Genomic DNA, 26,744 nt, shown 5'->3' with positions numbered 1-26,744 from the left:
ATTCGGTTACACAAGTTAACCGTCCGGCAATTGCCCGGTGGGTTTCCTCTCAGTAGCGTGCGTTTCACGCCAGCGATTCGGCGTGACCCCGTACCTCCGCCGGCACCGCCCGGCCCCCGCCACCAGGAGCTCCCATGGCCGACGTCACCTCCACCGTTCCCGCGTTCCGTGTCACCTCCGGCTTCTGGAAGTCGCTCCCGCAGATGTCTCTGGAGGAGTTCCCCGGCACCGAGGGCTACATCGACGACGTCTATCCGAACCCCGAGGGGTCGGAGATGGCTGCCGGCTACTTCAAGCTCGATCCCACCGACGCCCCCCTCGACTACACCTACGAGTACGACGAGATGAAGGTCGTGCTCGACGGCGAGTTCCGGCTCGAGAACCTCGACACCGGGCAGATCGAGACCGCGGGTCCCCGCGACGCGATCTTCTTCCCGAAGGGCTCGCGGATCCGGTTCACCACCCCGGCGGGAGCGCTCGCGTTCTACGTCGGCCAGCGCAGCTTCGCACCGTGAGGAGTGATCCCATGGCCGTCTGTATGGAGACCACCACCGTCGGACGGTGGCACAGCGAGCGGGCCGCCGTCGCCGGCGGCGGCCGCGCGGTCACCGTCCTCTCGTTCGGTGGCGTCGCCGGACGACGGGCGCAGGAACTTGTCGGCGCCTACGCCGGAACCCGTGTCGACTGGCTGCGGTTGCCGCCGGAGTGGACGCAGCTCGCGGCCGACGTCCTGGACCGCAGGCTCGTCGCCGCGCGCGTGGGGTGGCGCCTCGTCCTCGTCGGCGCCGAGGCGCCGGTACTCGCGGCGCAGGCCCGGGCGCTCGAAGCGGGCGTCCTCGACGACGAGATCCTCGCCGAGGTCGTCGACGTGGGCGGAGTCGAGTCCGACGTCCGCAGCGTCCACTGCGCGCACTGCGCCACCGTCCACCTCGCCCCGGTCCCGGTCGGTGGGCTCACGCGATGCCCGGAATGCGCCGCCGACCTCGTCGTCTATCACCACCTGTCGCGCCGCACCGGTGCCTACCTGGGCTACATGAACGATGCGGAGGACCGCCCGTGACCGTCACTTCCGACCTGCCGGTGCGCGGCGACGCTCCCACCAGGACGCTCGTCGTGGACACCGTCGACACCCTCGTCGACGGTGTCCGCCACGTACGGTTCGTCGATCCCGCCGGAACGCCGTTGCCGTCGTTCACACCGGGCAGCCATGTCGTGGTGTCCTGCGGAACCGACCCGGACGGTCGGCCCCGCACCAACTCGTACTCGCTGACCGGGCCCGAGTTCGAGCCCGACGCCTACGAGATCTCCGTCCGCCTCGACCCCGCCGGGCGCGGGGGATCGCGGTGGATTCACGATCTCGCAGCAGGGGACGCTGTCGAGATCAGCCGTCCCCGAAGCGCATTCGCACCCGTCCTCACCGCGCGGCACCATCTGCTCGTCGCGGGCGGCATCGGGGTGACGCCGATCCTCTCGCACGTGCGGGCGGCCGCAGCCTGGGGTCGGTCGTTCGAGGTGCACTACACCTTCCGTCCCGGCGATGGACCCCACCTGGACGAGCTCCGGGAGCTGTGCGGGGACCAGCTGCACTGCCACCACACGCCCGACGAGTTCTGGGCTGCGCTCGCGCCCACACTGCTCGACAGCCCGCTCGGAACGCACCTGTACGCCTGCGGTCCCGGCGTGCTCATCGACGACCTCGTGGCCCGAGCCGGCGCGGCGGGCTGGCCGGACACCCGAATCCACTACGAGCACTTCGGTGTCGGTGAACTCGACGCAGGTGAGCCGTTCACCCTCGGTCTGCGGCGCAGCGGAATCGACGTCGAGGTCCCGTCCGGGGTCAGCGCACTCGACGCGCTCGAGCGCAGCGGCGTCGCGGTCCCGAACCTCTGCCGACAGGGTGTCTGCGGGGAGTGCCGCACCGCCGTCGTCGGCGGCAGCCCCGTACACCGAGACCTGTACCTGACCGAGTCGGAGAAGGAGAGCGGCGGCCACTTCATGCCGTGTGTCTCCCGCGCCGACGGCAACCGAATCGAGGTGGATCTGTGACTGCGGTGGCCCTGCCGGCGCGCGTCGTCGGCTTCCCGTTCCCCTTCCCACACGAGACGTACCGCTACAGCACCAACGTGGAACCGGCGGGCACTCGCGCCGTCACCGCGGCGGGCGGGTGGGGTGAGCACCCCGTCGACGTCGACGAGTACTACCGCGACGAACTCGTCGAACGGGACCGTGTCCTGGCCGCCGATCCGTCCCGCTTCCAGGCGCTGCCTCACATGGACGTCGCGCAGTGGGAGACGATGACGACCCTCATGCGGATGCTCGCCGACGCCCACCCCGACCGGTTCTCCCTGACCCGAATCGGATCCGAATGGCACTGGCGCAATGGTGAACTCGGCTGGGAGCAGAGCTTCGTGCCGGGTGACCCCGACACCCTGCCGGAGCCGCCCCTGCGGTACATCGGCCGGCAGGTCCAGGAGGACATCGTCCTGCTCGACCAGCGCCAGGGCGCCCTGTGGGGTGACGCGGGCCTGGTCACCTTCGCCGCCGACTGGTCGCTGCGTTTCGACGTCGGGATGAGCTTCCTGCAGATCCACGGACCGGTGCCCCGCGTCCACGAGGAGGGCGTCATCCCGCGTGCCCAGCAGTTCCTCATGGGACTGCAAGCGGGACAGCGCTATCGACGCACGAACTGGACGCTGACCGTGGACCGGCGACTCGACACCGCCACCGAGACCTACCCCGACTGGGGTCGGGACCGGAGGCTGCTCGCGGAGGGGCCGCTCGCCGACGTCGGACGGCGCCTGCACTTGCGGGTGGAGGTGCAGCACCTGATCCGGCTCGGCGCCTCGAACGCCATCCTGTTCCTCATCCGCACTCACATGCTGCCCCTCGAGGACGTCGCCCTCGTGCCCGAGTGGGCGCAGCGACTGCACGACATCCTCGTCGAACTGCCCGACGACATCGCCGACTACAAGGGAATCACCCGTACCCGTGGACCGGGCATCGACTGGCTCCGGGAATACGCGGGGACACACAACTGAACAGAGGGCTCGACAGCACGACCATCCATCCACATTCAGGATTCTCGGAGGAGCGCGCGTGACCTTGCCTGTACACATCAGCGATCTTGCCCGTCTGCCCTGGCCGTTTCCCGATCCCGAGGACGCGTTCACCCCGGTGTCCGGGGAGGACGGCGCCGTCGGCGATCTCGGATCGGACTATGTGGAGGTGATGGCGTCACGGGCTGCGGCGTTCGCCGCCGATCCGGGCCTCCTCCGCCTGTCTTCGGACACGGCGCCCGCGTGCTGGGACGCGATGCTGTACCTGATGGGCAGGCTCGCGGCGGACTACCCGGACTCGATGGAACTGCACCGAGACGGCACCGAATACCGCTGGGTGAACAGGCTTCTCGGCATAGATCAGGACTTCCTGCAAGGAAACTCGGGGACCCTGCCCGAACATCCCCTGACGTTCATCGGGCGTCAGGTACCCGAGGATATCCTGCTGCTCACCGAGCGTGACGGCGCACTGCGCCTCGACGCCGTGCCGGCCGCGGCAGGCAAGCCCGAGCTCGCCGCCACCGAATGGTTCCTGCGCCCGCTGACTGTCGACCAGGTGTATCGGCAGATGAATTGGACGTTCGCGCAGAGCGATTCAGGTGCCGACGCGATGGTCGACGCAGAATGGGGACGCATCCGGATGCGGATCGAGGTCGAACACCTGACCAGGCTCCCCGTGACCGGTGCGCTGATGGTCACCACCCGCTCGTACACGGCCTCCCTCGCGGACATCGCCACCGTCGCCGAGTGGGCCGAACAACTCGCCGACGCCGTCGAGTGCCTTCCTGCCGAGGTGGCCGCGTCCAGGGGCGTCGACGTAGTCGGGGCGCCCGTGGTCGCGTGGCTTCGGGCATGGGCCGCAGCCACGGAAGAGACGGTCGCGCAGGGCGATTCGGCGGCGTAGGGGATCTCGCCGAACGCACAGCGTGGAATCCTCGTCCCCAAGGTGCTGTGACCTGTGGTGACGGTTCCCGATTCGCCCGATTTTGCGGCCGATTCACCCAGCCGGGCTACGACGATGGTTGCTGGACATCTAGTTCAGCGCGCTACCCGCCAGCCACTGGTCCCAGGGCAGGCCCCAGTCGCCGTTCTGCCACACCTCGAGCGGGGCGCCGCCGGTGTTGCGGACCTCGACGACGTCGCCCGGTCCCGAGAACTCGAAGAACCACTGCGCGTTCTCGGGGCTGAGGTTCAGGCAGCCGTGCGAGACGTTGGTGTTGCCCTGGGCCCAGATGGTCGAGGCGAGTTCGTGGAGGTAGATGCCGTCGGTGCTGATCCGCGTCGCCCAGTTGATCGACTCCTTGTAGCCGAGGCGCGAGTTGATCGGCAGCCCGTACGTCGAGGAGTCCATGATCACCGGATTCGCCTTGTCCATCACCGTGTAGACACCCGGCTGCGTCCAGAACGACAGCGTCGTGTCCCCGACGGTCTCGGTGCCGCCCATGCCCATCGACGTCGGCATCTCCCGGATCAGCTGACCGTTCTCGTAGACCGCCACCGTCTTGGTGTTGTCGTCGGCGATGGAGACGTGCGAGTCGCCGATGCGGAACGACACCGACTCGTCCTGCTGTCCGTAGAGCCCGTTGCCGAGGTCGACGCCGTAGATCTTCGCGTCCACCGACACCGTCGTTCCCGGCGTGTAGTACTGCTGCGGTCGCCAGTGGGCGTTCTGGTCGTCGACCCAGAACCACGAGCCCTGGACCGGGGGAGTGGTGGTCACGGTCATCGCCCGCTCGGCCGCGGCGCGGTCCCCGATCGGCTCGTCGAAGTGGGCGACGACGACCAGTCCGACGCCGTAGGTTCCGCCGTCGGCGAGGGGTTGTCCGCCCGTGGTGGTCAGGTACAGGGCCGTTTGGTTGTTCGGGGTGACGGTGGTGAACGACGCGTCGCGTGAGGTCTCGACGCCCCGGCTGTCGACGGCCTGCGCCGCCAGCGCGTACGTCTTGCCGTAGCCCAGCGGCTCGGCCGGCTTCCACGACGCCTGGTCCGGTGTGGTGATGCCGTCGATCACCTTGCCCTCCGGATTGGTCAGGGTCACCGAGGTCAGCGTGCCGTTCGTGACGTCGACCGTGATCGGGCGCAGCGGATCGACAGGTGCGCTGAGATCGGTGGGCGTGAAGGTGATCGTCGCCTCGGACTCCTGCGAGCCGGGCGCGCCGCCATCCGGCGAACCGGAGTCGCCCGAGCATCCGGCGACGAGCGCGATCGTCGCGACGAGCGCGGCGAGAACGAGAAAAATTCGGCGAAGACGCGGCACGACATGCCTCCCAGATCGGAACCCGTCCCACCAGCGTATCGAGCGACGTGAGCACGGGTTTCCATGGGCGGTCGGCCACGGAAGCCGCCGCACGCCGACGACGGGAAGGTGATGCAGGTCACGATGCCGCGTTGGGTGTTCGGGTTGACAGGCGCTCGGCGCGGCTGCCATTCTCGCTTCAGGTCATGAGTGCCAGCGTTCAGCCCCGGCTTGCTGGCCGGCAACCCTCCTCCGCGGTGGGGTGCCCCGGGTGACGACCAGGCCGTGCATCCAATTCCGGGCACGGCAAGCGCGGACTCGATGCACAACCACCTCACGCACGGGTCCCTGAGCTCCAAGGGATGACGCCATGACCGCTGTTCTGGAATCCACCACCTGTGCCGACCTCTCGGTCAATGAAACCTCTTGTGACACCGCACCTTTCGCGTCCGTGTGTGGGTCGGATCTGGTTGCTCCGCTCGCCGACGGCAGCGCCGTCACCTACGCGAACTTCGACTACGCGGCCAGTGCCCCCGCACTGTCCTCCGTCGCCGCTCGGGTCCAGGACCTGCTGCCCTTCTACGCCAGCGTGCACCGCGGCGCCGGCTTCGCGTCGCAGGTCTGCACCGAGCGCTACGAGGGTGCTCGTGGCGTCGTCGCCGACTTCGTCGGAGCCCGTGAGGACGACGTCGTCGTGTTCACCCGCAACACCACCGACGCGCTCAACCTCCTCGCCTCCTGCGTGCCCGGCGAGACCGTCGTCCTGGACATCGAGCACCACGCAAACCTGTTGCCCTGGAACCGAAACGGCGCTCGCGTCGTGCGTTCCGCCGGCACCGTCGAGGAGACGATCCAGCGGATCGTCGCCGAGCTCTGCACCCGCCCCGCCGCGCTGCTCGCGGTCACCGGCGCCTCCAACGTCACCGGTGAGGTGCTGCCGATCGACCGCCTCGCGCGGATCGCACACGAGTGCGGCGCCCGCATCGTCGTCGACGCCGCCCAGCTGCTGCCGCACCGCCGCGTCGACATCTCCGACCTCGGCGTCGACTACCTGGTGTTCTCCGGACACAAGCTGTACGCACCGTTCGGTGCCGGTGCCCTCGTCGGCCGCGCCGACTGGCTCGACGCGGCCGACCCGTACCTCGCCGGCGGCGGAGCCACCAAGAACGTCGACCTCGACGACGTGCAGTGGGCCGCCGCGCCGCAGCGGCACGAAGCCGGCACCCCGAACGTCCTCGGCGCCGTCGCGATCGCCGCGGCCTGCGAGGCGCTCGCCGGCTTCGACGCCGACGAGGCCGAACTGCACGAGCGGATCCTGTGCGACCGGCTGGTCGCCGGCCTCTCCGACATCGACGGCATCGAGATCCTGCGTGTCTGGCCCGATTCCGCGGACGCGGTCGGCATCGTCACGTTCACCGTCGCGGGCGCCGAGCCGCGCGAGGTGGCGACGTTCCTGTCCGACAACTACGGCATCGGTGTCCGTGACGGCCGCTTCTGCGCGCACCCGCTCCTCGCCCGCCTCGGGCACGGCGAGGGCGCGGTCCGCGCCAGCCTCGGGCTCGGCAGCAGCAGCGCCGACGTCGACCGCCTGATCGGCGCCGTCGCGGATTTCGTGCGCGGGCGCGCGACGTCGTCCGCCGCCGGCCGCTAGTATCGGCGGCATGACCTCGGACGCGGCGGAGACGATCGACGGCCAGTGGTGCCGTCGGCACGTCGACCTCTGCCGCACCGCGTCGGGCAGCTGTCCGGTCTGAGCACTGCCTCGACCGACCCCCGACCCTTCCGCACCATCCGAGGACCAGTCATGTCTGCATCCTTCTCGAACACATCGCCCCGGCCGCTGCACGTGGCCGTCGAACTCTCCGGGGCAGGCCGCCATCCCGCGGCCGCCGCCCACACCGACTTCCGAATCCCGCCCGGCCTCAGCGACTACTGGGTCGAACTGACCTCGTCGACCCTCGACCTCGCGGGCGATCCCGGCTCCGTCGTCCGGGTTCGCGCCCACGACCTGGGGGAGGCGCGCCGTAAGCGGGAGGTCGTGCGCACCCGCGCCGAACGCGACGGTCGCGATCCCGACACCGTCGCCGTCCTCCTCGACGTCGAGGTGCTCCTCGCCGACGACCACCGCACCGCGTACCGCGAACTCGCCCGGCTCGATGCGGGTCTGCCGGACCGCCGGGTGCCGGAATCCATCTGGTACGCAGGGACGGCGACCGGGCTGGTCGGGCTGCTCTCCGACATCCGCACCGCCGGTGTGGCCGACGGCGTCACCCTGTTGCCGCTCGTCCTGCCGCAGGTGCTCGACCGTGTCGTCGACGACGTGCTTCCGCCGCTGCACGCGGCGGGGGTGACGCGGCCGTCCGCGGTTCTCGGCGAGGTCCTGGGCCGATTCGGTCTCACGCCGCGCGCACTCGCGTCCTGACGCGGACACCCCGTCCGCCGATCCTCGGCTGATCCGCGGGCGGGGTGTCCGCTTTCGGAGCGTGTCAGATCGACGAGGCGTCGTACACCGTTCGTCCGCCGACGATGGTGCGCAGCACCTCGATCTCCGCGATCCGCTCGGGATCGACCTCGCACGGGTCGGCGTCGAGCACCACGAGATCGGCGTACTTGCCGACCTCGATCGAGCCGGCCACGTCGTCGCAGTGCGTCTGCCAGGCAGCGTCGACGGTCTTCGCGCGGACCGCGTCCTCCACCCCGACCGCCTCGTCCGGATTGAGGGGCGTCCCGCCGAACCTCTCGCGGGTGACCTGGACCTGGATCTCACGCAGCGGATCCAGGTCGGTCACCGTGTAGTCGCTGTGCACCGAGACCCGCATTCCGCGCCGCCGCGCCCCGCCGACGGGGTCGAGGAGCCGGGCCTTCTCCGGACCGACGATCCGGTCCTCGAACGCCTGGCCCCAGAAGTACACGTGGTTGATCAGGAAACTCGGCGAGATCCCCAGCCGCGCCATCCGATCGAGCTGCTCGGGATGGGCGAACGAGCAGTGCTCGATCCGGTGCCTGCGACCGAGCCCGGACGTGCCGCCCAGTGCCTCCTCGAACGCGTCGAGTGCGAGGTCGATCGCGGCGTCCCCGTTGGCGTGCACCATCACCTGCCAGCCCAGTTCATGGGCCCGTCGGAGCCGTCCGGCCAGGGTGGCGCGGTCGTAGTTGACCTCGCCGCGCGCGTTCCGGCCGAGATACGGTTCGCGTTGATACCCGCTGCGTCCCTGGTTGGAACCGTCGGAGACGAACTTCCACGACGTCGCCCGGCACATGTCGTCGCCCTCGAACGCAGCCGTGCCTGCTGCGAGAACCGCGTCCATGGCGTAGTCGTGGACCGCGAAGCTGACCCGTACGTCGAAGCGAGGAGCCAATCGTCGGAAGATCTCCACCTCCTCCGGACCCCGGAGGACGCCGGTCGCGGCATCGTGGGTGCGGGTGTAGCCGCGGCTCGCCGCGTACGCGTTGACCCTGAGCAGATTCTCGACGAGGCGTTCCGGGCTGGTGGTCGGCAGCGCGCCGATGATCCGGATCATCGCCGGGATCTCGCCGAGCGCGCCGTTCAGCCGCCCGTTCTCGTCGCGGCCGAGGAAGCCGCCTTCCGGGTCCAGGGTGTCCTCGGTGATTCCGGCCAGTTCCAGCGCACGGGAGTTGCAGTAGACGAAGTGCTGGGACGCATCGATGACCGCGCACGGGCGGTCCGGCTGGATCTCGTCCAGCACGTCGCGGGACAGGGGCCGCTCGCCCTCGACGAGGGACGGATCGAACAGTTGTCCGAGCACCCACTCGCCCACGACCGGCTCCGCCTGGCGGAGCCGGGCCGCGATCTCCTCGAAGCCGACGCCACCGCGCGTCGCGCAGTCGATCCAGTCGAAGGTGAGTGCGGAACTCCAGTAGTGCATGTGTGGCTCGATGAATCCCGGGTAGACGACACGGTCACCGACGTCCAGCAGCGTGGCATCGGCTCCGGTGTAGCCACGGATCTCGTCGTACGAGCCGATTGCGGTGATCCTGCCGTCGGCCACCGCGATCGCCTCGGCGGAGGGCTGTGCCGGGTTCATGGTGCAGACCCGGCCCCGCACCACGAGTTCTCCCGCCGGGCCGGGGCGGTCGGCCGGACCCGACGCCGCGAACCCGGCACCGACCTCCGGTGCCAGGGCGCCCAGTAGTTCACCGGTGTGGCAGCCGCAGTGACTGTCCAGCGCCGGCCCGTGCGGAGCAAAGTTCATGGACGCCGCCTCCTCTATGACAGCGGGGACCAACCGATCCGGATTCAGTTCACGTCGACGGGCAGCCCCGCGGTGATCCGCACCAGCTCCCGGAACGTCGTCCGGAACACCGCGTTGGGATGACCTGCGGCCGCCCACAGTTCCGGGTACGCCTCCAGTGAGGCGTCAACGTAGGTGGACAGGTTCGTCGGATGCCCGACGGGCGCCACCCCGCCGAGTGGCTGGCCGGTGACCTCCCGCACCAGGGACGCCGGCGCCCGCGTCAGCGTCCCCTCCAGGCGTTTACCGGTTCGTTCGGTGTCCACCTGGTGCGCCCCGGAGACGAGCAGCAGGACGGGTTCGTCGTCGAGGAGGAAGACCAGGGACTTGGTGATCGCGCCGACGTCGACGCCGAGCACCGCGGCCGCTTCCTCGGCGGTGTGGGTCGGCTGGTCCTGCGTGACCACCACCCCGTGGTGACCCCGCGAGATCAGCGTCCTCGCGACGTTCGCCGCGTTCGGATGCAGTGTCCTCGCCATGCCCCACCATAGGACGATCCGGACCGCGTTCGCTCGGCAAGGACGGGTCAGGCGGAACGTGTCCCACGGGACCTGGCGGCGGTGAAGCCGAACACCGCCGCGAGCCCTGCGAGGGCGTAGACGCAGAGGGTGACGACGGGCTGTCCGAGTCCGGTGCAGTGGAAGTACACGATGCTCCGCACACCTTCCGTTCCGGCGCCCGGTGTGATCCACCGGCCGATGGCGGCGTAGAAGGACGGCAGCACGTTCGATCCGAATGCACCTCCCGCGCTGGGGTTTCCGAGCACCACGAAGATCAGGATCGCCAGCGGGACGGCCATGATCCCGATCGCGGCGCGCAGTCCCATGGTGAAGATGCCGGTCGCGAACACCACACCCGCGCCCAGCAGCGACAGCGGCAGCAGGTGCCCTGTGAAGGTGCCGAGGAGGTTGGCGGTGATCAGGGCGCCGAGGAAACCGGACACCATCGCGTAGCCCGCCATCAGCGCGGTGTGCAGGCCGGCTTCGCGCAGCGTCCTCGGGGCCCCGATGAGCAGGCCGATCGCGGCGGCGAGCAGGTAGCCGCCGACCACCCATCCGATCGACAGGTAGAAACCCGACAGCCCGCGGTTGTCGTGCACCCCGACCGGTGCCTCGTCGCGGACGACGAACTCCCGGCCCAGGTCCGCGGTCGCCGTCGTGAACACGCCTTCGAGAGCGGTCGCGGCGGAACTGCCCGCGGCGCTCGCTACGACGAGGGTGTCGGGACCGGAGGCGGCGATGACGTATCCACCCATGACCTCGCGCGCGTCGATCAGCGTGCGGGTCTCGTAGGTGTTCGCGGCGACCCGCGCCTGGACCGGATGTCCGTCGATCCCGTTGAGGCGGTCGACCGTCTGCTGGGCAGTGCCTGCGGGCAGCGCGGGGTCCGCGACCACGGCGATCGGGATGTCGCGGGGTGTGGGCTGGTGGAACGCGGCGACGTAGCTGGTGATGAAACCGATCTGCAGGAGCAGGACGCCGATGGCGACGGCGACCAGGATCTGCCGCGTGCTGTAGCGGTCGGTCGGGCTGGTGGACCGGTGTGCGCCGCGGCCTTCCGTTCTCGTGTCGGGGTCCGGAGTCGGGGTCCTGCTGCCGGTGTCGAGCGTCGTGGTCATGTCCACCTCTGCGTTGTCGGTACCCGAGCCTTGTCGATACCCGAGGTATTGAATACCGTAGGTATCGAAATTTCGAGTCGTCAAGCCGGAAAATGGACATCGTGGAAACTGAGTCGAGCGCGACAGCGCGCCAACTGCCGCGAGCCACGCCACACGGTGAGCCGCTCGCCCGCCCGACGCGCAACGAGGTGCGGCGCCGACTGCTCGCCGCCGCCGCCGACGAATTCGCCGAACGCGGGTTCGCCGCCGCCAAGCTCGCCGAGATCGCCCGCCGCGCCGGATTCACCAAGGGCGCCGTCTACTCGAACTTCGAATCGAAGCAGGACCTGTTCGCGGAACTGTTCGCCGAACGCTCACTTGAACTCGCGGGCCGGGTGCTCGCGGAGATCGCGGACCTCGACGTGGCCTCGGCCGCCGGGCGCGGCGGCGAAACCATCAGCACCTGGCTGGTCGGCGAACCCGGGTGGGCGCTCCTCGTCCTGGAGTTCGGCGTTCAGGCGGCGCGTGAACCCGCCATCGCCGAGGCGTACCTGCGGGAACGGCGAGCGCTCCGCGGCCAGCTCCAGGACCTCATCGCCGGGCGAGCCGAGGTATGGGGCATCGCCGACCGCGTCGACGCGCGGACCCTCGCGATCACGGTGATGGCACTGGTGTCGGGGCTCATGCTCGAACACGCTGTCGACCCTGAGCAGGTGGATCAGCAGGCCGTGCAGTCCGCGGTCGCGGGTGTCTTCGCCGGCGCGTTTCCGCGACAGTAGGTGCCGTCAGCAGTAGTTGTCGTACCCGCCCTCGGGACCGAGCATGCGCCCGATCCTGGTGCGGTTGACCTTCGCCAGTTCTCCGAGCATCGTCTTGCGTTCGATGTCGGGGGAGTGGGACATGCGCAGGTCGAGGTCGCCGAGCAGATCGCGCGCGTCCCGTCCCGCCGCGCACCACAGGTACGGGTACCCGAACTGCTTCAGGTAGCGGTCGCAGGCGACGACGACCGCGAGCATTGTCTCCTCGTCGGGCGCCCAGACTGCGCACTGCTCGAGCGAGGAGGTCGTGGTCCGCACGCGATGGGCGATCCCGCGATGGGACTGCAGGGCGATGTCGACGGCTTCGGTGGACAGCTCGAACAGCTCGGAATCGGCTCTGGTCAGCAGTTCGTCGTGGCTGTCGTACGGGCGCCCCGATGCCACCTTGCCCGCCCAGGTCACGGAGGAACAGCACTCGTACAGGGCGTGGGTGGCTCGACGTTCGGCGAGGGCGTTGAACCCGTCGAGCCCGATTCCCTGGTGCATGAGCATGGTGGCCTCCCGATGGTCACCTTCATCGTCGGCGGTGATCCGGGGTCGATCCAGCGCAAGTGGATGAAGTTTTCACAAGGTTAACGGGCGCTCGCATGGGAGGTTACTCTTGAGTAATGACTCAACATGCCTGGAAGGCCTTCACCGTCGAGATCAAGGACCACGTCGCGCAGGTGACGCTGACCGGCCCCGGCAAGGGCAACGCCATGGGCCCCGACTTCTGGGACGAACTGGCACCGCTGTTCGGTGAGCTCGACGCCGACCCCGAGGTCCGCGCCGTCGTCCTCGCCGGCGAGGGCAAGCACTTCTCCTTCGGCCTCGACCTCCAGGCGATGGCACCCGCCATGGCGCCGGTGCTCGCGGACAAGGCCCAGGCCGCGCCGCGCACCGACTTCCACGGTGTCATCCGCAAGATGCAGAACGCCATCACCGCCGTCGCCGACTGTCGCAAGCCCACCGTCGCGGCCGTCCAGGGCTGGTGCATCGGCGGTGCCGTCGACCTCATCTCCGCCGCCGACATCCGCTACGCCAGCGCCGACGCCAAGTTCAGCGTCCGTGAGGTGAAGGTCGCGATGGTCGCCGACGTCGGCACCCTCGCCCGCCTGCCGCGGATCATCGGCGACGGACACCTCCGCGAACTCGCCCTGACCGGCAAGGACATCGACGCCGCCCGCGCCGAGAAGATCGGCCTGGTCAACGACGTGTTCGCCGACGCCGAGGCCGCCCTCGCCGCCGCCCACGAGACCGCCGCGGCGATCGCCGCCAACCCGCCCCTCGTGGTGCAGGGCGTCAAGCAGGTCCTCGACCACACCCGCAAGCCGGCCGTCGACGACAGCCTCCGCTACGTCGCCGCGTGGAACTCGGCGTTCCTGCCGTCCGAGGATCTCGGCGAGGCCATCGCCGCAGTGTTCCAGAAGCGCGCTCCCGAGTTCAAGGGTCGCTAGAACAGGCCGCGACATCGAACCCGAACGCTGGGCAACCGGCCGGGAACTCGCTGGTGACAGTGGGAGGCCGGTTGCCCGAGCGGTGGGGCACGCCACATACTTGCGGCACACACGCAGTCGAGTGAGGCCCGAGGAGCGACAGTGACAACCCCGCCCGATCACGCGACGGTGCCCACACAGGGCGACGTCGAGGACCTCGCTGATCGCATCGGCAACCACCTCGTCCGGCTGCAGCGGGTGAGGGACCGGACCATCGCCCACGCGAAGGCCACGGACGGTATCGACCCCGCGGCCTATGCCTGCCTGTTCCGGCTGATCAACGAGGGCCCGATGCGGTCGGGTGCACTGGCCGAGGTCATGTACTCCGACCCGTCGACCGTCAGCAGGCAGGTCACCCAGCTTGTCGAGCGCGGTCACGTCGAGCGCCAGCCCGATCCGACCGACGGTCGCGCCAGCGTCCTCGCCGTCACCGACAGCGGCCGGGAGGCGGCCACCCGCATCCGCGCACTCCGCAACGAGAAGCTGCGCCACGTCGTCGCGGACTGGTCGGTCGACGACCTGAACGAGTTCACCCGACTTCTCGACCGGTTCGTCGAGGACTACGAGCGGATGCGGCCGATCTTCGGGCGAGCGGCCGACGCCCGCTGACGGCGGTGCCGTCGATCGAGGTACCGGCGGCTGCTCGCCCAGCGCGCCGCCAGCCACACCACCACCGGGGCGCTGGCCAGCATCATCAGCAGGCGTAGCACCTGGCTCGTCGCGACGAGCGTGACGTCGGAGTCGGTGGAGCTCGCGACCGCGAGGACCGCCGCGAGGCCGCCGGGCGTCGTCGCGAGATAGCCCTCCATCAGGCTCGCGCCGGTCCAGGCGGACAGCACCACGCCAAGTCCGGCGCACACCGCGCACAACAGCGCGATCAGCGACACCGCCCACAGCGCGATCCGGCCCAGCGCCAGCAGTCCGGCACGGGTGAACGACAGGCCGGCCTGCCAGCCGATGATCAGGAATGCCGCGGGCAGCATCGCCGCGGGCATCGCGACGTGCGGGACCCAGCCTGCCAACTCGACCGCCGCGGTCAGCGCCAGCGGTCCCAGTGTCGCGGGAATCGGGATCCGCAACAGCGACGCGGCGCCGGTGCCTGCCGTGATCGCCGCGGCCGCGAACAACGCACCGATCCACCAGGGCGCCGCATCCGGGTCGGTCGGCGCCACGCGGGCGGTGACATCGGCTGCGAACAGGTACGTCACCGCGAGCGGCATGGTGAGGACGACCAGGGCGACGCGTAGGTACTGGCTGATCACCACCACCTTCTCGTCGCCGCCCAGTTCGTCGGCGACGGCCACCAGTCCGGTCGCGCCGCCGGCCAGCATCGACAGCACACCGGTCACCGGGTCGACGAGCCGATGGCACGCGAGCAGCGCGCCGGCACCGACCGAGAGCAGAAGTGTGGCCGCCGCGACGGTCACGATCGGCAGCCACTGGGCTCCGAGCTGCGACACCATGTCGGGCCGGACCGACATCCCGATGGACACGGCGAGCGTGCCCTGCGCCGCCATGCCCACCGGTCGGGACGGTCGAGCCGGCCCGACGCCGGTGAGGGCCAGCGCGATCGCGGCGAGGAGGGCGGCGAACAGTTCCGGGGCGGCGAGACCGATGCGGTCGAACAGCCACCAACCCGCAAGGGACAGCGTCAGCAGCCCGCACCAGCGCGCGACGGCGACGGCGCCCCGACGGCGAGTGTCGGGTGCGGTGCGTTCGGGCGCCGTCGCGGTCATGCGGTCACGACGTCGATCCGGTCGCCTCTCCCGCGCGGATCGAGGACGGCGTCGAGGACGGCGGTTCGCGTTCGGGCGAGGTGTTCTGTGCACGCCGTCTCGGCGGCGGTGCCGTCGTGCGCGACGACGGCCCGGACCATGGCGAGGTGCTCGGCGAGGGACAGGTCGAGGCGTTCGGGTACGGAGTGTGCGATGTTGCGCAGCCGGTCGCTGTGCGGACGCAGGTCCGCGATGGTGCGTGCCAGATGCCTGTTGTGCAGGTGCCGTACGACCGCCTGGTCGAAGGCTTCGGTGAGTTCGTAGAAACGAGTTCGTCGGGACTCCGAGGGTTCCTCGGCGGCGACGGCCTCGAATCCGGTGACGAGACCGGCGAACTCGTCGTGTGCGGGGCGGTCGTGCGCGCAGTCCTCGGCGACGCTGCGGTGGGCGGCGCCCTCGAGCAGGATGCGCAGTTCGAAGAGATCGCGCACGTTCTGAATCGAGATCGGTGCGACCCGTGCACCCTGCCGGTCGAGCAGGCTGACGAGCCCCTCGGATTCGAGCCGGAGGAAGGCCTGCCGAACCGGGGTGCGGGACGCGTCGAATCGGGAGCAGACGGCGACCGCGCTCAGGGATTCGCCGGGGCGCAGTGCCCCGGTGAGGATGTCCTGCCGCAGTCCCTCGTACACCTGATCGCTCTTCCCGGTCATGAATACACCATAGTTCACCGGGTTGCGTACATCTTGGTATACCTTCCGCGCGAGCAAAGAACAGGCTTCCGACCTGCTGCTTCGCCTACCCGATCAGATCCGGCGCATCACCGACACGACCCGGCCGAGCACTACGGCCTCGTCGCCGTCGAGCACGGGATAGGCGTCGTTGCGCGGCTCGAGATACACGTGGCCGCCCCGGCGGCGGTACACCTTCACGGTCGCCTCGTCGTCGATCATCGCTGCGACGATCTGCCCCGAATGTGCCTCCTGCTGCTGACGGACCACGACGATGTCGCCGTCGCAGATCGCGGCGTCGACCATCGAGTCGCCGCGCACCCGCAGTCCGAACACGGTGCCGGAACCGACCAGATCGCGAGGCAGGGACAGTACGTCGTCGGCATGCTGCTCGGCGAGGATCGGTGTGCCCGCGGCGATGTCGCCCACGACGGGCACCTCCACCGCTCCGTCCGACCCGCTGCGAGCGGTGGTGCCGTGCAGGAACGGTCGCACGTCGACCGGTCGGGACACAGCCGCGCTCCGACTCAGGAAGCCCTTGTCCTCCAAGGACTTCAGGTGCCTGGATACCGTCGACGTCGACTGCAGGCCGACCTCGTCGGCGATCTGCCGGGTGCTCGGCGAATATCCGTGCGCGACAACCCAGTCCCGGATCGCCACGAGGATGCGCTGCTGGCGTTCGGGCAGTGTCGAGGCGTCGAGTCCGCCGAAGGGGTCGAGGTCGTCGTATCCGGTCACGGGCGTGATCGTAGAGGGAGCCGCCGACACCGCCCGCAATCCGTCCGCCGGCCGGACGGCAGCGGCCCCCGAAAACGGCTGAAGGTGCCGGTCATTCGGTTCAACCGAACGAACGGCACCTTCAGCCGAGAGTGCGGGGTGGGCTCAGTGGCCGCCGTTGGCCTTCAGGCGCTCGAACGCCTCCGCGATTACCTTCTCGGCCTCCTCGCGGCCGACCCAGTCGGCGCCGGTGACGTGCTTGTTCGGCTCGAGGTCCTTGTAGTGGACGAAGAAGTGCTTGATCGCGTCCAGCTCGAACTGAGACACGTCGGAGATGTCCTGGACGTGGTCCCAGCGCGGGTCGCCCGCGGGCACGCACAGAACCTTGTCGTCGCCGCCGGCCTCGTCGACCATCTTGAACATGCCGACCGGGCGGGCCTCGACGATCACGCCGGGGAACACCGACTCGGGCAGCAGCACCATCGCGTCCAGCGGATCGCCGTCCTCACCGAGGGTGTCCTCGATGTAGCCGTAGTCGGCGGGGTAGCCGAACGAGGTGTACAGGTAGCGGTCGAGCTTGACGCGGCCGGTCACGTGGTCGACCTCGTACTTGTTGCGCTGACCCTTGGGGATCTCGATGGTGACGTCGAACGACACGCGTCTTCCTCGCTTTGCCTCAGGTGAATGGTGCGACGGACAGGCTACCCGGTCAGGGATAATGGTGGACGAAGTACGACTGTGCAGCAGCCGGGTGGATGCATCCGGCACCACCAGCGATCGTTCGGAGGGATGTTGGGCAAGGCAGGGGCGAAGGACCGCAAGATCGGGTCCCTGGCCGCGCGACGGCGCACACGGGTTCGGCTCCTGCTGGGGGTGGTCGCCGTCGGCGTCGCTGCCGCCGTCGGCGCATTCCTCGTCATACAGCAGCCCGGCTTCGGGTCGGCGTCCGAAGCGCAGGCGACGGTGGCGGCGCCGCCGCCCGTGACCGCGAACCCGCAGGTCACGCCGGTTCCGGACAGCGCCCCGACCCCCACGCCCGAGGCGCTGGCCGCGGCGCTGGCGCCGGTGCTCGCCAACCCCGACCTCGGTGCCTTCACCGGCGTGGTGTCGGACGCGGTCAGCGGGAAGGTCCTCTGGAGTCAGGGCCCCGACACCCCGATGATCCCGGCGTCGACCGCCAAGGTGCTCACCGCCGCGGCGGCGCTTCTGGCGTTGCCCCCGGAACATCGCGTCGCGACCCGAGTCGTACAGGGTTCCGAGCCGGGACAGATCGTGCTCGTCGGCGGCGGTGATCCCACGCTCACGGCGCAGCCGGCCGGACAACCCGGCTACTACCCGGGTGGACCCCGGCTCGACGACCTCGTCGAGCAGATCCGCCGCTCGGGAGCGGTCGTGGAGTCGGTCGTCGTCGACTCCAGCGCCTACAGCGAGCAAGCGATGGCCCGCGGCTGGATGCCCACCGACATCGCCGCCGGCTACATCGCACCGATCGAACCCGTGATGCTCGACGGCGCCCGCCGCGAGGCACTCGTCGACGAGTCGTCCCGCAGCGCCACACCCGCGCTCGATGCCGGGCGTGCGCTCGCCGCCGCGTTCGGTGTCCCCGACGACCGGGTCACGGCCGGCGTCGCTCCGTCCGGTGCCGCTCCGCTCGCCTCCGTCGAGTCGGCGCCGCTGCGGAACCGTCTCGGACAGATGATGGAGCACTCCGACAACGTGCTCGCGGAGACGATCGGCCGGGAGATCGCCGCCGAGGTCGGTGCCGAACCCTCGTTCGCCGGTGCGACCTCCGCGATCGTGAAGGTCCTTTCCGACGCCGGATTCGACGTCGGGGGCGTCGCGCTCCACGACGCGAGTGGACTGTCCGTCGACGACCGCATCCCGGCTCGGCTGCTCGACGAGATCCTCACAGCGGCCACCGGCGACGATATGCCCGAGCTGCGGCCGATGCTCGACGACCTGCCGGTCGCGGGGGCGACGGGCACCCTGTCTGCCCGGTACGGGACCGGCGCGGGCGCGGGTTGGGTGCGCGCGAAGACCGGGACGTTGTCGCAGGCCAGTGCGCTCGTCGGGTACGTCACCGACGTTGGCGACCGGGTTCTCGCGTTCGCTCTGATGTCCAACGACCGTTCGCCGGACGTCAGCCGGCCCGCCCTCGATGCCATCGCCTCGACATTGCGGTCCTGTGGGTGCGCATGACCGATGACCGGACCGGTGGACTCGGTGGGGCGGTGGACTGGGAGGTCGCCGCGCGCACCGGTGTCCGGCTGGTCCGGTCCGGGCCACGGAGCACCCGCGAGGAGGCCGAACAGGTTGTCGCGGAGCTGGCCGACGCGTCGGTCCGCGCCGAAGGCCCCGTCCGTGAGGTCACCGGTCTCGCCGACGGGCTCCCGGTGCCACAGGCCCGGATCGTCGACCGGAGCGGCTGGATCAGGGCCGCCTCCGCGTCGATGGCCAACCTGACCGGCGACGACGCCGACACCAGGACCGGACTGTTCGGGGGCCGCCCGGCCGGTATGCAGGCGGGGGCCATGCTCGCGTTCCTGTCCTCCGCCATCCTCGGCCAGTACGACCCGTTCACCGGCACACACGGCACGCTGCTGCTGGTGGCGCCGAACGTCGTCGCAGTCGAGAAGGCCCTGAAGGTGTCGCCGTCGGACTTCAGGTTGTGGGTGTGCCTGCACGAGGTGACGCACCGGGTCCAGTTCTCGTCGGCGCCGTGGATCGCCGACTACATGCGGGAGACGGTCGCGACGCTCGGCGAGATCGGCGACGACTCGATCGTCGACCTCGCGAGCAGGCTCACCGGAGCGGTGCAGTCGCTGCGTCAGGGGAAGGATCAGCCACCCGAGGAACGCGGCATCGTCGGCCTGCTCAGGGCCACGCAGGCACAACCCCAGCGCGAGGCCCTCGACCGGCTGCTGATGCTGGGCACCCTCCTCGAGGGGCACGCCGATCACGTGATGGACGCGGTCGGGCCGGACGTCGTCCCGTCGGTTGCCCGGATCCGCCGGGCCTTCGACCAGCGCCGTGCGACGCAGAGCAATCCGGTGCAGCGGCTGCTGCGGGCCCTGCTCGGCGTCGACGCGAAGATGGCGCAGTACGTACGCGGAAAGGCGTTCGTCGACGCCGTCGTCGAGCAGGTCGGGATGGACGAGTTCAACGCGATCTGGACCGGACCGGAGACGCTTCCGCGGACCGAGGAGATCGGGAACCCGCAGGCGTGGATCGACCGGGTCCTGGCATGACCGGGCAGCGCGGCCGCCTCCCCGAAGGGCCCGCGCTCCTGGAGGTTCGGCACGGCGTCCGACGCTGGCTCGCCGCGCACGGACCAGCGGACGCGGTGGCGGTGGCACTGTCGGGTGGCGCGGACTCGCTGGCGTTGACCGCCGCGGCCGTCGCCGAGGTGGGCGAGGTGCACGCCCTCGTCGTCGACCATCGCCTGCAGGACGGTTCCGGTGACGTCGCGGAGCGGGCCGCCAATCGTGCCCGCACGCTGGGATGTGCGTCGGCCCGTGTGCTCGAGGTCGAGGTGACCGGGCCGGGTGGTGTGGAGGCGGCTGCGCGTGCCGCCCGCTACGGCGCGCTGCGCGGGGCCCGTGCGGACCGTCCCGTCCTGCTGGGTCACACCCTCGACGACCAGGCCGAGACGGTGCTCCTCGGACTGTCCCGCGGGTCGGGACCGAGGTCCATCGCCGGGATGCGCGACTGGGACGACCCGTGGGCGCGACCGCTCCTGGCGGTCCGGCGGGGCGTCACCGAACAGGCCTGTGGCGAGTTGGGGATGCAGCCGTGGATCGATCCGCACAACGCGGACCCGGTTTTCACGCGCGTCCGGTTGCGGACCGAGGCGCTGCCGCTGCTGGAGCAGATCCTCGGTGGCGGGGTCGCGCGGGCGCTGGCCCGGACCGCGACCCACCTGCAGGAGGACGGGGAATTCCTCGACGCCGCCGCGACCGACCTGAGGCGTGCCGCGACCGTGGGTGACGAACTCGACACCGACGTTCTCGGCGCGGCGCATCCAGCGGTCCGCAGGCGGGCGGTGCGAGAATGGCTGCAGGTCACGGGGGTCGGCGGGCTCACCGATGTGCAGTTGCGCGCCGCCGACGACCTGGTCGGACGGTGGCGCGGTCAGGGTGGCGTCGCGCTCGGCGGTGGGCGCGACGGCGTCAGGTTGGTGCTCACGCGGCGGCATGGCAGGCTGTCGGTCGGGTACGTCACGAGCGAACCCGCAGGTCGATGAACAAAGGGGCACACGCCGTGTACGAAGGCGACATCGCATCGGTTCTGATCTCCGAAGAGGAGATTCGCGAGAAGACGGCCGAGCTGGCCGCCGCGATCGCCGAGAGATACCCCACCGGTGCGCCCGAGGGCGATCTGCTGCTCGTCGGTGTGCTCAAGGGCGCGATCTTCTTCATGACCGACCTCGCGCGTGCGCTGCCGATCCCCACCCAGATGGAATTCATGGCCGTCAGCTCCTACGGTTCGTCCACGTCGTCGTCCGGTGTCGTGCGCATCCTCAAGGACCTCGACAAGGACATCGCCGGCCGCGACGTGCTGATCGTCGAGGACATCATCGACTCGGGCCTGACCCTGTCCTGGTTGATCCGGAATCTCAAGACGCGCAACCCCGCGTCGTTGACCGTGGTGACCCTGCTGCGCAAGCCGGAGGCCACCAAGATCGACGTCGACGTCGACTGGGTCGGCTTCGACATCCCCGACGAGTTCGTCGTCGGCTACGGACTGGACTACGCGGAGCGCTACCGCGACCTGCCGTACATCGGCACCCTCGAACCCGGTGTGTACGGCGGCTGACCCAGCCGCTCCGCGCATAATCGGGTGATGGACCCGGATTTCACCGCCGCCTCCATCGCCGCACGGGTGCGCTCGGGGGATCTCGCACCCCTGGACGCCGTCGACGACGCGCTCGCCAGGATCGCCGCGAACGACCCGCGCCTCGGAGCGTTCGTGGCCGTCCGCGCCGAGCAGGCGCGCGAGGAGGCCGCCGCGGTGGCCGACCGTCGCGACCTGGCGACGCTGCCCCTGGCCGGGGTCCCGATCGCCGTCAAGGACAACGTTCCCGTTGCCGGTCACCGACTCGGCAACGGTTCGAAGGCGTCGCCCGTCGAACCCGCGACCGCGGATCACCCGGTCGTGGCGCGCCTGCGGGCGGCGGGCGCCGTTGTCGTCGGGCTGACCGCAGTCCCGGAGTTGTGCGTGTGGGGCGCGACGGACACCGCCGACGCGGTGACGCGCAATCCGTGGAATCCGGGCGTGACGTCGGGCGGCTCGTCGGGCGGCTCGGCGGTCGCAGTCGCGTCCGGGATGGTTCCGGTTGCCCACGGCGCCGACGGCATGGGCTCGATCCGCATCCCGTCGGCGGCGTGCGGAGTGTTCGGGATCAAGCCGGGCAGGGGAGTGGTGCCCGCGGAACTGGGCGTCGATTCCTGGTTCGGGATGTCGGAGAACGGGCCGATGGCGACGACCGTCGCCGATGCGGCGTTGATGCTGTCGGTGATGGCGGACCGGCCGGAACTCGCCGTGACTGCGGACCCCGGCACCCTGCGGATCGCGGTGTCGGTGCGGTCGCCGTTGCCGACGGTCCGGGTCGACCCGCACTGGCGGGCGGCTGCCGAACGTGCCGGTGTCGTGCTCGGCGGTCTCGGTCATCACGTCGCCACCGCGGCGATTCCGTACCCGTCGAATCCGCTTCCGCTGTTGGCCCGGTGGACGGCGGGGACGGCCGCGGACGCCGCAGAGCTGAACCACACGTTGCTGCAACGCCGCACCCGCGGGCATGTCGCGGCCGGAAAAGCGCTGCGCCGCTGGGTGACTCCCGGACAGGTCGACCACGTCGAGCAGCTGCTGCGCGGCTTCTTCGCCGATCACGACGTCGTCATCACCCCGACACTCGCGTCCCCGCCCATCACCGCGCACCGATGGAGCGACAGGTCGTGGCCGTCGAACCTCGTCGCGAACATTCGGTACGCACCCTTCCCGTCGCTGTGGAACCTCGCCGGGTGGCCCGCGGCGAGTGTGCCGCTCGGCATCCATCCGGGTACGGGCACGCCGGTCGGGGTGCAGATCGCGGCCCCGCCCGGCGGCGAGGGCCGAATCCTGTCGGTGGCGGCGCAACTGGAGTCGGTGCTGCCCTGGCAGCGGGTCGCGCCGGTGTGATCCGCTGCTACTCGGGGGGAAGCACGCGCTCCACGACCGAGGTGACCAGGTCGCGCATCCGGTCCGGGGGGAAGACGTCCGGCAGCGTGAGGTGTTCGACGATCAGCCAGTTCATGGCGAGGTAGAGCGTGAGGACCGTGGTCGTGTCGCCGGGGAGCCCGGAGTCGAGGTGGTAGGCGACGTTCGCCTCGACGTCGTCGCGGATCCGGGCGGTGAGGACGGCGCGTAGTTCCGGCCGTCGGGTCGCCTCCAGTCGTAGTTCGAGCAGTGCGAGATAGCCGGTGCGGAACGCGCTGATCCGATCGACAAGTTCGTGCATCAACTCGACCACGTGGGCGCGGTCGCGGGGGCCGGCGAGGCTGTTGGCGACTGTGGGTGCGTCGGGTTGCAGTCGCTCGTAGATGCGGCTTCCGGCCTGGGTGAACAGGTCGTCGCGGTTGGTGAAGTAGTTCGACGCGGTGCCTGCGGGTACCGCGGCCTGGGCGTCGACGGCTCGGAATGTCAGGCCGCGGGCCCCGTCACGTGCCAGGACCTCGATGGCGGCGTCGACGAGTGCGGCTCGTCGCTCCGGGTTTCGTCTCACCATTGACGCCACTCCATTTGTAGTACTACGTTCGGATCACTGTAAGCATAGTGGTTTGGCTCGAGAACTGGGGTGGAGCATGCGCAAACTCGTGTACTACGTCGGAACGTCACTCGACGGTTACATCGCAGGTCCCGGCGGGGAGTGGGACTTCTACCCGGTCGGGAGCGACCTGTCCGAATACATGAACACCCGGTTCCCCGAGGTGGTGCCCGCTCACGTTCGTGAGGCCATCGGACTCGAGGCCGCCCCGGTTCGCTACGACGCCGTGGTCATGGGCCGGGGCACCTACGAGCCGGCGATGGCCGCTGGAATCGCGAGCCCCTACTCCCCGCTGCGCCAGTACGTCGTGTCCACCACCGTCGACGCCGTGGACCACCCGGACGTCGAGGTGCACTCCGGCGACCCGGTCGACCTGGTCCGTCGCCTCAAACACGAGGACGGCAAGGACATCTACCTTGCGGGTGGCGGCACGCTCGCTGCCGCGCTGCTCGCGGAGATCGACGAGATGATCGTCAAGCTGTACCCGGTGGTCGCGGGCGACGGCGTTCGGATGTTCGCCGGTGACTTCCGGCCGACGTCGTTCACCCTGACCGGCTCCCGCACCTTCGACAACGGCACGACGGTGCTGAACTACGACCGCACCTGACGAGTCGCCGACTCGTGGGAGACCACCCTTTCCAGGGCCCGCAAGTCGGTTTCGAGCTGTCGGAACAACCAGTAGGCGCCGACGAAGGCGAAGATCGCGCCCACCGCCAGCACCCGCACCGCACCGATGACCTGCCCGATCTGGTCGGGAGTCAGGAACGTCACCCCCGCGACCGCGACGAGCGGCACGGACGCGGCGACGGCGAGGTAGCGGGTGCTGCGCCGGTCCAGGCCACGGAGCTGCCGGTCGTCGTCGCTGCTGGTGATGCCGAGCGGGAGCAGCACCGGGTACAGGTATCGGACGGCGTAGAAGGTGACGAAGAAGAACGGGTACGCGACCGCGATCGCGCCGCACACCAGGAGTGACCCGAGAAAGTGCACGTACGCCCGCCCGGGAATGCCGCCGGCGATGATCTGCAGCGTCACCGGATATACGAGTCCCGCGATCGCCCACAGGGTGAACACGACCGCGACGACCCGGTCGCCGAGGAGCAGTGTGTCGGTGCGTGCCCGGGCGAGCGTCCGGGCGTCGTAGCGCCTGCCCTTCCGCAGCCCGCGGGGCACGGTCAGGGGATATCGGCACATGTAGAGCAGGATGACGGCGCCGAGCGGAAACGCGATCGCGTTGATGACGTACTGGATCTGGTCGAAGTTCCGCTGGACGAGCGGGGCGAGGTTGTCGATGATCAGCGTCTTGTTGTGGTGGTAGTTGTACGCCCCGGCCAGCGCGTTGGGGACGGCGACCGCCGCGACCAGGATCGGCACCGTCCAGCGTTGCAGCAGCTTGCGTCGCCGACTCGGCGGCGGGTCCACCAGGTCACGTGCATGGGGGTCGAGGCAGAGTTCGAACTGTCGTGACAACTCCGCGCCACTCGGCCACCGCCCCTCCGGATCGGGGTCGAGGCACGTACGCAGGACCCTCGCGAGCGTCGCCGGGCAGTCCGGGGGCAGCGCTGAGACAGCCTCGTCGCCGACGCCTGCCTCACGCAGTGTCAGCATTCCGTCGAGCGGCTCGGCGCCCGGGACGTCGGGGAACGGGCGCTGCCCGGTGAGCAGTTCCCACAGCACGACACCGAGCGAGTACACGTCGCTCCGCGTGTCGAGGTCGTCGGCCACTCCGGATCGCCCCGGATGGCAGGCACTGAGCTGCTCGGGGGACATGTACGACAACGACCCGCCGAAGTAGGAGGTCGGGTTCGTTCCCACGACCGACTGGTCGAAGCTGATGTTGAAATCGGCCAGCTTCGGTACGCCCTCCGCCGTCAACAACACGTTCGCCGGCTTCACGTCGCGGTGCAGCACCCCGCGGCGGCCGGCGTAGTCGAGGGCGTCGGCCAGTCGCCTGCCGAGCCAGGCGACCGTCTCCGGCCAGGTCAGCGCGGCGATCTCGGCGCGGACGCTGGACTCGGCAGGCACGATCTCGCCCTTCGCGGCAAGGGTGGCGTCCACCGCGTCGAGCAGCAGATCGCCGGACCGTTGCGCGGGCGGGACCTGCCGGACGCGCCGCAGCACCGACAGCAGCGTGCCGCCCGGCACGTACTGCATGTACAGCACCTTCATCTCCAGTTCGGGGACGAGGCGCTGGTCGAAGACGCGGACGATGTAGTCGTGGTCGAGCTGGGCGAGGGTCTGCGGCTCGGTCCCGTGGTCGCGGGAGATCTTCACCGCGACGAGCCGTTGCAGCGACCGCTGCCGGGCCAGGAACACCCGGGCGAACGCGCCGCGGCCGAGTGCCACCAGGAGATCGAAGTCGTCGATCCGGTCGCCGACGTCGAGGTCGTCGAGGGTGAACCGGTCCCCGGCCGGAGCGGTCGGGTCGCCGCTCGCGGGTGCTGTCGCGGTCGGTGCGGTGGCGGGCGCAGCGGCGGTGCGGGTTCCGTCGAGTTCGGTTCCGTCGGCGCGCGTCACCTCGTCGGCGCGCTGTGTCGCGTCGGCTGCGGTGTCGGGTACCGGGGGATTCGACATGGGCAGTGGATGGTGACGGGACTTCAGGATAAGCCGATCGACGCCGCCGCGGTCGGCGCCCGCGGTCACCGACCGCGCCGATCAGAAAGGCCAGGGCGGTGGAACGGGCAGGTCCGGCGTGGTGGGCCTGCCGATCAGCCATGCGAGCAGCTCCGCCCGCGGAAGGTCGGGGACCGTCAGGTCCGGTGCGACGGCGGCGAGTTGCGGAAGCTGCGAATCGAGCGTTGACTCGACGAACTCCTCCGGCCAGTCCGTGCACGTGTGGCCGAGGTCCAGGTCGAGGTGGTGGATCTCGAGTTCCCGCCAGCGCAGCGTCGGGATCTGCCCTGCGGTGACGGGTTGCCGCCACTTCACTTCGACGTCCCACTGCCCCGGTTCGAGTGTCGCGAGATCGTCCACGAGCCTGCGCCCCGCGAACCGGACGTCCGCGACGAGCAGCTCGACGGGCCGGTCCGCGCCTTCCTCGATCGCGGCGGCCCGGGCGGGCGGGCCGCCGGGGTACATCTCCTGTGGCTCGCCCGACTGGACGCCGAGGACGAACCTCCGAAGACCGTCCGCGTTGCGGGCCAGGTGCGTGGCCACGTGCCCGCGAGTCCAGCCGGGGAGCCCCGACGCGCCGCGTGCCTGCTCCTCGGTGAGGGTGGACAGCGTTGCCTCGAGGCGGGACTGCGCGCGAGCGACCTGGTCGACGACCTGCGGATAGGGGAGCGTCATGACAGCAGAGCGTAGGCGCGGCCCCGGACACCGGGTGCGACGGACGTCACGTGTCGCCCGAA

At 70.0% G+C, this 26,744-nt stretch carries 28 protein-coding genes and 1 riboswitch; of the genes, 16 read left to right on the top strand and 12 right to left on the bottom strand.

Annotated elements, in window-relative coordinates; all coding sequences use genetic code 11:
- Window positions 1–134 precede the first annotated feature (134 nt).
- Genes ACFSJG_RS26745 through ACFSJG_RS26725 form a run of 5 tightly spaced genes read left to right on the top strand, consistent with a single transcriptional unit; the run spans window position 135 to window position 3,960 of the window.
- Window positions 135–515 (top strand): ethanolamine utilization protein, encoded by a 381-nt coding sequence (locus tag ACFSJG_RS26745; RefSeq protein WP_378488279.1) that lies wholly within the window; start codon window positions 135–137, stop codon window positions 513–515.
- Window positions 516–526: 11 nt separating this feature from the next.
- Window positions 527–1,060, top strand: coding sequence for a dimethylamine monooxygenase subunit DmmA family protein (locus ACFSJG_RS26740; RefSeq protein ID WP_378488278.1), 534 nt, complete (start codon window positions 527–529; stop codon window positions 1,058–1,060).
- Entirely contained in the window at window positions 1,057–2,046 is a 990-nt protein-coding gene (locus tag ACFSJG_RS26735) for a PDR/VanB family oxidoreductase (protein ID WP_378488277.1), read from the top strand. Before ACFSJG_RS26740 ends, ACFSJG_RS26735 begins: the two co-directional genes overlap by 4 nt.
- Window positions 2,043–3,038: a heme-dependent oxidative N-demethylase family protein gene (locus ACFSJG_RS26730; protein ID WP_378488276.1), complete on the top strand. Its 996-nt coding sequence runs from the start codon at window positions 2,043–2,045 to the stop codon at window positions 3,036–3,038. The genes ACFSJG_RS26735 and ACFSJG_RS26730 overlap by 4 nt, the downstream gene beginning before the upstream one ends.
- A gap of 58 nt (window positions 3,039–3,096) precedes the next feature.
- Entirely contained in the window at window positions 3,097–3,960 is an 864-nt protein-coding gene (locus ACFSJG_RS26725; protein ID WP_378488275.1) for a heme-dependent oxidative N-demethylase subunit alpha family protein, read from the top strand.
- 129 nt (window positions 3,961–4,089) lie between these two features.
- On the opposite strand, the gene ACFSJG_RS26720 is transcribed toward ACFSJG_RS26725, so the two are convergent.
- Window positions 4,090–5,313, bottom strand: coding sequence for a L,D-transpeptidase (locus ACFSJG_RS26720; RefSeq protein ID WP_378488274.1), 1,224 nt, complete (start codon window positions 5,311–5,313; stop codon window positions 4,090–4,092).
- Window positions 5,314–5,494: 181 nt separating this feature from the next.
- Window positions 5,495–5,611: riboswitch (SAM riboswitch) on the top strand.
- Window positions 5,612–5,662: 51 nt separating this feature from the next.
- Between ACFSJG_RS26720 and ACFSJG_RS26715 the strand changes: the two genes are divergently transcribed.
- Together ACFSJG_RS26715 and ACFSJG_RS26710 are read left to right on the top strand one after the other, a co-directional pair.
- A complete protein-coding gene (locus ACFSJG_RS26715) occupies window positions 5,663–6,943 on the top strand; it encodes an aminotransferase class V-fold PLP-dependent enzyme (RefSeq protein WP_378488273.1) in 1,281 nt (426 codons plus the stop codon).
- A 153-nt stretch (window positions 6,944–7,096) separates the two neighbouring features.
- Entirely contained in the window at window positions 7,097–7,714 is a 618-nt protein-coding gene (locus tag ACFSJG_RS26710) for a hypothetical protein (RefSeq protein ID WP_378488272.1), read from the top strand.
- A 64-nt stretch (window positions 7,715–7,778) separates the two neighbouring features.
- Here the strand turns inward: ACFSJG_RS26710 and ACFSJG_RS26705 are convergent, their stop codons facing one another.
- Genes ACFSJG_RS26705 through ACFSJG_RS26695 form a run of 3 tightly spaced genes read right to left on the bottom strand, consistent with a single transcriptional unit; the run spans window position 7,779 to window position 11,163 of the window.
- Entirely contained in the window at window positions 7,779–9,506 is a 1,728-nt protein-coding gene (locus ACFSJG_RS26705; RefSeq protein ID WP_378488271.1) for an amidohydrolase, read from the bottom strand.
- 44 nt (window positions 9,507–9,550) lie between these two features.
- Complete coding sequence (locus tag ACFSJG_RS26700) at window positions 9,551–10,024, bottom strand: YbaK/EbsC family protein (protein ID WP_378488270.1); 474 nt, start codon at window positions 10,022–10,024, stop codon at window positions 9,551–9,553.
- A gap of 47 nt (window positions 10,025–10,071) precedes the next feature.
- A complete protein-coding gene (locus ACFSJG_RS26695; RefSeq protein ID WP_378488269.1) occupies window positions 10,072–11,163 on the bottom strand; it encodes a hypothetical protein in 1,092 nt (363 codons plus the stop codon).
- Between the two features lie 188 nt (window positions 11,164–11,351).
- On the opposite strand from ACFSJG_RS26695, the gene ACFSJG_RS26690 reads away from it, so the two are divergent.
- Window positions 11,352–11,921: a TetR/AcrR family transcriptional regulator gene (locus tag ACFSJG_RS26690; protein ID WP_378488356.1), complete on the top strand. Its 570-nt coding sequence runs from the start codon at window positions 11,352–11,354 to the stop codon at window positions 11,919–11,921.
- A gap of 6 nt (window positions 11,922–11,927) precedes the next feature.
- Here the strand turns inward: ACFSJG_RS26690 and ACFSJG_RS26685 are convergent, their stop codons facing one another.
- The gene (locus ACFSJG_RS26685) at window positions 11,928–12,452 is read right to left on the bottom strand and encodes a 2-oxo-4-hydroxy-4-carboxy-5-ureidoimidazoline decarboxylase (RefSeq protein ID WP_378488268.1); all 525 of its coding nucleotides are present in this window, start codon (window positions 12,450–12,452) and stop codon (window positions 11,928–11,930) included.
- Between the two features lie 116 nt (window positions 12,453–12,568).
- Here ACFSJG_RS26685 and ACFSJG_RS26680 point away from each other — a divergent pair, with 116 nt between their 5' ends.
- Together ACFSJG_RS26680 and ACFSJG_RS26675 are read left to right on the top strand one after the other, a co-directional pair.
- Window positions 12,569–13,396, top strand: coding sequence for a crotonase/enoyl-CoA hydratase family protein (locus ACFSJG_RS26680; RefSeq protein WP_378488267.1), 828 nt, complete (start codon window positions 12,569–12,571; stop codon window positions 13,394–13,396).
- 141 nt (window positions 13,397–13,537) lie between these two features.
- Window positions 13,538–14,044: a MarR family winged helix-turn-helix transcriptional regulator gene (locus ACFSJG_RS26675; RefSeq protein ID WP_378488266.1), complete on the top strand. Its 507-nt coding sequence runs from the start codon at window positions 13,538–13,540 to the stop codon at window positions 14,042–14,044.
- Here the strand turns inward: ACFSJG_RS26675 and ACFSJG_RS26670 are convergent.
- The 4 genes from ACFSJG_RS26670 to ACFSJG_RS26655 all read right to left on the bottom strand — a co-directional run bounded on the left by ACFSJG_RS26670 (window position 13,996) and on the right by ACFSJG_RS26655 (window position 17,252).
- Complete coding sequence (locus tag ACFSJG_RS26670) at window positions 13,996–15,171, bottom strand: AbrB family transcriptional regulator (RefSeq protein ID WP_378488265.1); 1,176 nt, start codon at window positions 15,169–15,171, stop codon at window positions 13,996–13,998. The two genes, ACFSJG_RS26675 and ACFSJG_RS26670, sit on opposite strands and share 49 nt — an antisense overlap.
- The gene (locus ACFSJG_RS26665; protein WP_378488264.1) at window positions 15,168–15,860 is read right to left on the bottom strand and encodes a GntR family transcriptional regulator; all 693 of its coding nucleotides are present in this window, start codon (window positions 15,858–15,860) and stop codon (window positions 15,168–15,170) included. Before ACFSJG_RS26665 ends, ACFSJG_RS26670 begins: the two co-directional genes overlap by 4 nt.
- A gap of 93 nt (window positions 15,861–15,953) precedes the next feature.
- Window positions 15,954–16,616 carry a transcriptional repressor LexA gene (lexA, locus tag ACFSJG_RS26660; protein WP_378488263.1) on the bottom strand — a complete coding sequence of 221 codons (663 nt, stop codon included), beginning with the start codon at window positions 16,614–16,616 and terminating at the stop codon, window positions 15,954–15,956.
- A 144-nt stretch (window positions 16,617–16,760) separates the two neighbouring features.
- Window positions 16,761–17,252 carry an inorganic diphosphatase gene (locus ACFSJG_RS26655; RefSeq protein ID WP_378488262.1) on the bottom strand — a complete coding sequence of 164 codons (492 nt, stop codon included), beginning with the start codon at window positions 17,250–17,252 and terminating at the stop codon, window positions 16,761–16,763.
- 132 nt (window positions 17,253–17,384) lie between these two features.
- On the opposite strand from ACFSJG_RS26655, the gene dacB reads away from it, so the two are divergent.
- The 5 genes from dacB to ACFSJG_RS26630 are packed head-to-tail and all read left to right on the top strand — an operon-like array spanning window position 17,385 to window position 22,772.
- Window positions 17,385–18,794: a D-alanyl-D-alanine carboxypeptidase/D-alanyl-D-alanine endopeptidase gene (dacB, locus tag ACFSJG_RS26650; protein WP_378488261.1), complete on the top strand. Its 1,410-nt coding sequence runs from the start codon at window positions 17,385–17,387 to the stop codon at window positions 18,792–18,794.
- Entirely contained in the window at window positions 18,791–19,843 is a 1,053-nt protein-coding gene (locus tag ACFSJG_RS26645; protein ID WP_378488260.1) for a zinc-dependent metalloprotease, read from the top strand. Before dacB ends, ACFSJG_RS26645 begins: the two co-directional genes overlap by 4 nt.
- On the top strand, window positions 19,840–20,838 hold the full coding sequence (tilS, locus tag ACFSJG_RS26640; RefSeq protein WP_378488259.1) for a tRNA lysidine(34) synthetase TilS: 999 nt from the start codon (window positions 19,840–19,842) through the stop codon (window positions 20,836–20,838). Before ACFSJG_RS26645 ends, tilS begins: the two co-directional genes overlap by 4 nt.
- 17 nt (window positions 20,839–20,855) lie before the next feature.
- Window positions 20,856–21,410, top strand: a complete 555-nt coding sequence (hpt, locus tag ACFSJG_RS26635) for a hypoxanthine phosphoribosyltransferase (RefSeq protein WP_378488258.1) — start codon at window positions 20,856–20,858, stop codon at window positions 21,408–21,410.
- 24 nt (window positions 21,411–21,434) lie between these two features.
- A complete protein-coding gene (locus tag ACFSJG_RS26630; protein WP_378488257.1) occupies window positions 21,435–22,772 on the top strand; it encodes an amidase in 1,338 nt (445 codons plus the stop codon).
- Between the two features lie 7 nt (window positions 22,773–22,779).
- Here ACFSJG_RS26630 and ACFSJG_RS26625 read toward each other — a convergent pair whose 3' ends face one another.
- A complete protein-coding gene (locus tag ACFSJG_RS26625) occupies window positions 22,780–23,358 on the bottom strand; it encodes a TetR/AcrR family transcriptional regulator (RefSeq protein WP_378488256.1) in 579 nt (192 codons plus the stop codon).
- A gap of 76 nt (window positions 23,359–23,434) precedes the next feature.
- Here ACFSJG_RS26625 and ACFSJG_RS26620 point away from each other — a divergent pair, with 76 nt between their 5' ends.
- On the top strand, window positions 23,435–24,004 hold the full coding sequence (locus ACFSJG_RS26620) for a dihydrofolate reductase family protein (protein WP_378488255.1): 570 nt from the start codon (window positions 23,435–23,437) through the stop codon (window positions 24,002–24,004).
- Here the strand turns inward: ACFSJG_RS26620 and ACFSJG_RS26615 are convergent.
- Both ACFSJG_RS26615 and ACFSJG_RS26610 read right to left on the bottom strand, forming a co-directional pair.
- Complete coding sequence (locus tag ACFSJG_RS26615) at window positions 23,989–25,968, bottom strand: serine/threonine-protein kinase (protein WP_378488254.1); 1,980 nt, start codon at window positions 25,966–25,968, stop codon at window positions 23,989–23,991. The genes ACFSJG_RS26620 and ACFSJG_RS26615 overlap by 16 nt on opposite strands.
- Window positions 25,969–26,049: 81 nt before the next feature.
- Window positions 26,050–26,682 carry a maleylpyruvate isomerase N-terminal domain-containing protein gene (locus ACFSJG_RS26610; RefSeq protein WP_378488253.1) on the bottom strand — a complete coding sequence of 211 codons (633 nt, stop codon included), beginning with the start codon at window positions 26,680–26,682 and terminating at the stop codon, window positions 26,050–26,052.
- Window positions 26,683–26,744 lie beyond the last annotated feature (62 nt).

Origin of the sequence: Rhodococcus gannanensis, from assembly GCF_042681175.1 — a bacterium.
In the GTDB taxonomy this organism is placed as follows: domain Bacteria; phylum Actinomycetota; class Actinomycetes; order Mycobacteriales; family Mycobacteriaceae; genus Rhodococcus_G; species Rhodococcus_G gannanensis.
The sequence above is the reverse complement of the archived record's forward strand: the minus strand, read 5'-3'. Positions and strand labels throughout refer to the sequence as shown.

Coding starts and splice junctions, on each gene's coding strand:
- ACFSJG_RS26680 (WP_378488267.1), top strand. CDS start 12,569: ATGACTCAACATGCCTGGAAGGCCTTCACCGTCGAGATCAAGGACCAC.
- ACFSJG_RS26745 (WP_378488279.1), top strand. CDS start 135: ATGGCCGACGTCACCTCCACCGTTCCCGCGTTCCGTGTCACCTCCGGC.
- ACFSJG_RS26715 (WP_378488273.1), top strand. CDS start 5,663: ATGACCGCTGTTCTGGAATCCACCACCTGTGCCGACCTCTCGGTCAAT.
- ACFSJG_RS26685 (WP_378488268.1), bottom strand. CDS start 12,452: ATGCTCATGCACCAGGGAATCGGGCTCGACGGGTTCAACGCCCTCGCC.
- ACFSJG_RS26695 (WP_378488269.1), bottom strand. CDS start 11,163: ATGACCACGACGCTCGACACCGGCAGCAGGACCCCGACTCCGGACCCC.
- tilS (WP_378488259.1), top strand. CDS start 19,840: ATGACCGGGCAGCGCGGCCGCCTCCCCGAAGGGCCCGCGCTCCTGGAG.
- ACFSJG_RS26700 (WP_378488270.1), bottom strand. CDS start 10,024: ATGGCGAGGACACTGCATCCGAACGCGGCGAACGTCGCGAGGACGCTG.
- ACFSJG_RS26705 (WP_378488271.1), bottom strand. CDS start 9,506: ATGAACTTTGCTCCGCACGGGCCGGCGCTGGACAGTCACTGCGGCTGC.
- ACFSJG_RS26615 (WP_378488254.1), bottom strand. CDS start 25,968: ATGTCGAATCCCCCGGTACCCGACACCGCAGCCGACGCGACACAGCGC.
- ACFSJG_RS26610 (WP_378488253.1), bottom strand. CDS start 26,682: ATGACGCTCCCCTATCCGCAGGTCGTCGACCAGGTCGCTCGCGCGCAG.
- ACFSJG_RS26670 (WP_378488265.1), bottom strand. CDS start 15,171: ATGACCGCGACGGCGCCCGAACGCACCGCACCCGACACTCGCCGTCGG.
- dacB (WP_378488261.1), top strand. CDS start 17,385: ATGTTGGGCAAGGCAGGGGCGAAGGACCGCAAGATCGGGTCCCTGGCC.
- ACFSJG_RS26740 (WP_378488278.1), top strand. CDS start 527: ATGGCCGTCTGTATGGAGACCACCACCGTCGGACGGTGGCACAGCGAG.
- ACFSJG_RS26665 (WP_378488264.1), bottom strand. CDS start 15,860: ATGACCGGGAAGAGCGATCAGGTGTACGAGGGACTGCGGCAGGACATC.
- ACFSJG_RS26625 (WP_378488256.1), bottom strand. CDS start 23,358: ATGGTGAGACGAAACCCGGAGCGACGAGCCGCACTCGTCGACGCCGCC.
- ACFSJG_RS26645 (WP_378488260.1), top strand. CDS start 18,791: ATGACCGATGACCGGACCGGTGGACTCGGTGGGGCGGTGGACTGGGAG.
- ACFSJG_RS26620 (WP_378488255.1), top strand. CDS start 23,435: ATGCGCAAACTCGTGTACTACGTCGGAACGTCACTCGACGGTTACATC.
- ACFSJG_RS26710 (WP_378488272.1), top strand. CDS start 7,097: ATGTCTGCATCCTTCTCGAACACATCGCCCCGGCCGCTGCACGTGGCC.